Raw genomic sequence first — 4,951 nt, 5'->3', positions numbered from 1 at the left:
GCATTTCCGATTCCTTTTGCTTGGGCTAAAACGTGGATAAAGGACATCATATCCTTAGCGTTAAAGAGTAGGGAGCAAAGATTGAGCATATAAACGATTTCTTTGGAATCAAAAAAACTCACACTTCCCTTGCGTTTGGAGGGGATTCCGATTTCACGCAGGCAAGCTTCAATGCCATCCGCGCTAGAATTGTTGCGAAAAATCACCGCAATTTCACTAAAGGGACGATTGGAAAGTTTAATTTTGTTTGCGATTCCGCTATATTGCGCGAATAATTCCTCATAAACTAATAAAGTAGGTGTTCCAAAGTTTTGCATTTTGACGACTTCTAGTTTTTTGGGATAAATGCGAGGATTTTTTTCAATCACGCGATTGGCAAGATTTAAAATCGGTTCAGTGGAGCGATAGTTTTTAGTTAAACTGAAAATTCTGCCGTCTTTGTATCTTTCCTTGAAACTTCCTATAATGCTAATGTCTGCGCCATTGAAAGCATAAATACTCTGGTCATAATCCCCCACACAAAAGATAGAGGGAGGATTAAGGGCTTGGAGGATAGAATCTTGCAAGGGATTCGTATCTTGGTATTCATCTACAAGGACTTCTTTGTAAGGAGATTGAGACTTTTCTATCGCATTTTTGTAGTGGAGCAATAAGTCGTTATAATCTACATAATGATATTCGTTTTTGAGTGCTTTAAATTCTTCCCAAACATCTAAGTAGATTTCTACATATTGGAGCTGCTCGGAGTTTTTGCGCTCTAGCCAAGATTTGAAATCCTCATTAATGGTTGCATTAAAATAAAGAGAAAATAAATCATACAGATAGTTTGCTCCATAGGGAGAAACGCAAGAAGCATTTAAAAAAATGCGTTTGTCATAGAGGCTTTTAAATAAAACTTTCAATTCTTTTGGTTGTTTTAAGATGACGGATTCTTTTGACTTTAAATACCGATAAGCCACCGCGTGAAAAGTGCCAGCTTCAATTTGCTGGATAATCTTGCTATCAAACTTCATCGCAAGGCGCGCTAACATTTCTTGAGCGGCTTTGTTGGTAAAGGTTAGCAATAAGATTTCGTTTGGAGTGATTCCGTTTTGCAATAAATGAGAGATTCTACCTACAATAGTAGAGGTTTTGCCTGTACCTGCAGAGGCAATGATGAGATTATGCCCACAAGGAGCTTCTGAAGCTTCCTTTTGCTGGGCATTGAGGGTTGAGAGGGACAACCCGACTATTCTTTAATATAGTTTTTGATAGATTCTGCTACACCAAAATTTGGATATTCTTTGGCATTTAAAACGACTTGTGCTAAAGTTTTGTTGTCGTCATTTAAAATAATAGGCGCTAAGAAATTGATACGAATTTCAGATTCTTTTTCACGCACAAAGACACAAAATACTTTTACCTTTGAGTTTTTGTGAATATCAAGCAAAGTTTGAATCGCAACAGGCACTTCAAAGGAATACTCACGCACTTTGTAAGGATTAATCAGCAACAATTCTACATCTTGCCCTCGTAAGGATAAAAATCCTAATGCTCCGTCATCTACTTCTGCAAATTCTACTTCGCTGACATTATCAAACCCTAAAATTGGGGATTTTATATGAAATTTTTCACCTTTCATCATGAACTCCTTTTTTGATGTAATTCCGCATTTTACCATAATTTTAGCTCTAAATCCATTTTTAAGCATTTTTAAAATGAAAAATAAAGAAATTTAAATTTTTATTGGTAAAATTCTAAATTCAAATCAAAAGCTAGCAAAAACTATTCCAATTTTATTTTGCTATGCACAAAAGGGCTTTTATGCAAAACGATTCAGGGAAAAATCCACAAGAAGAGCAAAACTCCAAAGCGCAAAATACCTACCAACCCAAAGAAGTAGAATCTGCTTATTATAAATTTTGTGAGGAGGCGGGTTATTTTGAAATCAATGGAAATCAAGGAATCCAAAAGGCAGGCAAGAGATTTTGCATTATGCTTCCACCTCCTAATGTTACAGGCAGTTTGCATATCGGACACGCACTCAATCATACCTTAATAGATATTATTGTGCGTTATAAACGAATGGACGGGTTTAAGACGCTTTGGCAGCCCGGACTTGACCACGCAGGAATTGCAACGCAAAATGTTGTAGAAAAGCAACTTCTTGCGCAAGGAATCAAGAAAGAGGAGTTAGGGCGCGAGAAATTTATCCAAAAAGTGTGGGAATGGAAGGAAAAAAGCGGCGGAATGATTCTAAATCAAATGCGCAAACTCGGCAGCTCTCCCGCTTGGAGTAGGGCGCGATTTACTATGGATACGGGATTGCAAAATGCAGTGAAAGAGGCTTTTGTTAAGCTTTATGATGAGGGATTGATTATTCAAGGCAAATATATGGTGAATTGGTGTACCCACGATGGTGCGCTTTCTGATGTGGAAGTAGAATATAAAGAAAACAAGGGAAAACTTTACTATTTGCGCTATTTTCTAAAAGACTCTAAAGACTGTGTTGTGGTGGCTACCACGCGTCCAGAAACTTACTTTGGTGATAGTGCGGTAATGGTAAATCCTAGTGATTCTAGGTTTTCTCATCTTGTAGGTAAAAAAGTGATTTTGCCGCTTTTGAATCGCGAGATTCCAATCATTGCAGATTCGCATGTAGATATGGAGTTTGGGACAGGTGCGGTAAAGGTAACACCCGCACACGATACAAACGATTATGAAGTGGGCAAGCGACATAACTTAGAGCAGATTGTAGTGTTTGACAAGTATGGAATTCTTAATGAAAATGCAGGAGAATTTGCAGGAATTGAACGACTAGAAGCACGAGAGCAAATTATAAAGAGGCTAGAATCACTAGGCTTTGTAGAAAAAATTGAGGATTACCAAAACAAGACAGGGCATTGTTATCGTTGCGGAAACATTGTAGAACCTTATATTTCTAAGCAGTGGTTTTTGAAAAAAGAGGCGGCACAAAAAGCAATTGCTAAAATCAATGCAAATGAGAGCAATTTTTTCCCTGCGCAATGGAAAAATAATTATAATGCGTGGATGCGGGAGCTTAGGGATTGGTGTATTTCGCGCCAACTTTGGTGGGGACATCGGATTCCTGTATTTTATTGTGATTCTTGTGGAGGGCAGTTTGCAAGTGTGGAATCTCCAAAGGTTTGCAAGCATTGTGGAAGTGAGGCAGTAAGGCAAGATTCTGATGTGCTAGATACTTGGTTTAGTTCTGCGCTTTGGCCCTTTTCAACGCTTGGTTTTGGCAATGGTAAATGGGGTGAGGGTGAGGTATGGCAAACAACGGATTTAGAGGAGTTTTATCCTAACTCCTTGTTGATTACAGGCTTTGATATTTTGTTTTTTTGGGTTGCTAGAATGTTGATGATGGGAGAACACTTTTTATCTAAACTCCCTTATCCCGATATTTATCTGCACGCACTTGTCCGAGATGAGTTTGGCAATAAAATGAGTAAGTCTAAGGGAAACATTGTAGATCCTTTAGAAAAAATTGAGGAATATAGTGCCGATGTGTTGCGCTTCACTCTTGCGATTCTTTGTGCGCAAGGACGCGATGTAAAGCTCGTGCCAAATCAGCTAGAAATTAGCAAAAACTTCACAAATAAGCTTTATAATGCGTGTAACTTTTTGCTTTTGAATGAAAAGAAATTCCCAAATCTAAGTGAGTTAAAAGGAATTAAAACACCTCTTGGTAAGTATTTGGCACAGCTTTTAAGCCAAAATATCACCGAAGTGCGCGGATATTTGGAATCCTATCGCTTTAACGATGGCGCAAGCACGCTTTATCGCTTTTTGTGGGGAGAGTTTTGCGATTGGGGGATTGAACTGAACAAGGCAGATAAGGATTCTATTGTAGAACTTGGTGCGATTTTTAAAGAAGCAATGAAGCTTTTGCATCCCTTTATGCCCTTTATTAGCGATTATTTGTGGCATAAGCTAGATGGTAGCACATTAGAGCAAAGTGGCTCTATAATGGTGCAAGAATATCCAAATTTTGCCTATCAAGACACAGAAAATTTCGCTACTTTTGAGCTGATTTTGGATTCTATTGTTTCTATTCGGCGGGCAAAGGCAACGATTGATTTAGCAAATCAAAAAATAGCAAAAGCCTATGTGAATGCTAGGATTCCAGAATCTATGCGTGAGCTTTTTGTGCGCTATGTTTGCAAGCTAGCCAAAGTGGAATCCTTAGAGATTGTTGAGGCTAAGATTCCAAATTGTATAGTAGATATTACAGAAAAGCTAGAAACTTATTTGCCCACAGCAGAAATTGATTTAGCCCCTATCATCGCAAGACTAAGTAAGCAAGCGCAAAAAACACAAAAAGAGATTGACAAACTAGAAGGAATGCTCAAAAATGAAAAATTCTTAGCCAATGCGCCTAAAAATGTGCTAGAAACAAATCAGCAAGCCCTAGAGGAGCAAAGACAAAAGCTCGCTAAAATCACAAAAGAATTAGAAGCACTAAGGGGATAATATGGTCTTTACTTCCTTTGTCTTTCTCTTTGCCTTTTTACCCTTAATGCTTTTAGGATTCTATGCTTTAAGATTCTATCAGCAAGATTTTCTTGCCAAAGTCTTTTTAATCTTAGGAAGCTTATTCTTCTATGGCTTTTGGAATCCCTCTTATCTTGTTTTATTGCTTGGAAGCATTGGAGTAAATTTTTTGATTGGAAAAATAATCCTTAATGCAAACAAATTCTTGCTTTCTTCCTCTTTAAACTTGAGCGGGGGGGGGGCAAAATAGCCTTTATTTAGAATCCTCTCCTTTTAATCCTAATTGCACTTTTAGTTCTACTCCCAAGCAGATTTTTAAGAATCCTAAGCCTTACCTTATTCTTGGCATTCTATTCAATCTCGCATTTTTAGGATTCTTTAAATATGCTGATTTCTTTTTGGAAAACTTCAATCTTTTTGCGCAACTTTTGGAATTTGATTTTGCGATTCCTTT

General features: G+C 37.7%; 4 protein-coding genes. 2 read left to right on the top strand and 2 right to left on the bottom strand.

Going from position 1 to position 4,951, the window contains the following annotated elements; genetic code table 11:
* The coding region (locus Q1553_RS04820) for an ATP-dependent helicase (protein ID WP_300842781.1) at positions 1 to 1,223 on the bottom strand (1,223 nt) is incomplete at its 3' end.
* Between the two features lie 5 nt (positions 1,224 to 1,228).
* Entirely contained in the window at positions 1,229 to 1,621 is a 393-nt protein-coding gene (gene fliW / locus Q1553_RS04815) for a flagellar assembly protein FliW (protein WP_115551016.1), read from the bottom strand.
* A 182-nt stretch (positions 1,622 to 1,803) separates the two neighbouring features.
* On the opposite strand from fliW, the gene Q1553_RS04810 reads away from it, so the two are divergent.
* A complete protein-coding gene (locus Q1553_RS04810) occupies positions 1,804 to 4,476 on the top strand; it encodes a valine--tRNA ligase (protein ID WP_115551015.1) in 2,673 nt (890 codons plus the stop codon).
* A 1-nt stretch (position 4,477) separates the two neighbouring features.
* On the top strand, positions 4,478 to 4,747 hold the full coding sequence (locus tag Q1553_RS04805) for a hypothetical protein (RefSeq protein WP_300842780.1): 270 nt from the start codon (positions 4,478 to 4,480) through the stop codon (positions 4,745 to 4,747).
* Positions 4,748 to 4,951: the final 204 nt, after the last annotated feature.

The sequence above is a fragment of the Helicobacter sp. UBA3407 genome, from assembly GCF_949747025.1.
In the GTDB taxonomy this organism is placed as follows: domain Bacteria; phylum Campylobacterota; class Campylobacteria; order Campylobacterales; family Helicobacteraceae; genus Helicobacter_D; species Helicobacter_D ganmani.
Note: the sequence above shows the minus strand (reverse complement) of the source record. Positions and strands in the feature narration are given on the sequence as shown.

What these genes read in the sequence shown, in the direction of transcription:
- Q1553_RS04810 (WP_115551015.1), top strand. Translation starts at nt 1,804, where the DNA reads ATGCAAAACGATTCAGGGAAAAATCCACAAGAAGAGCAAAACTCCAAA.
- fliW (WP_115551016.1), bottom strand. Translation starts at nt 1,621, where the DNA reads ATGAAAGGTGAAAAATTTCATATAAAATCCCCAATTTTAGGGTTTGAT.
- Q1553_RS04805 (WP_300842780.1), top strand. Translation starts at nt 4,478, where the DNA reads ATGGTCTTTACTTCCTTTGTCTTTCTCTTTGCCTTTTTACCCTTAATG.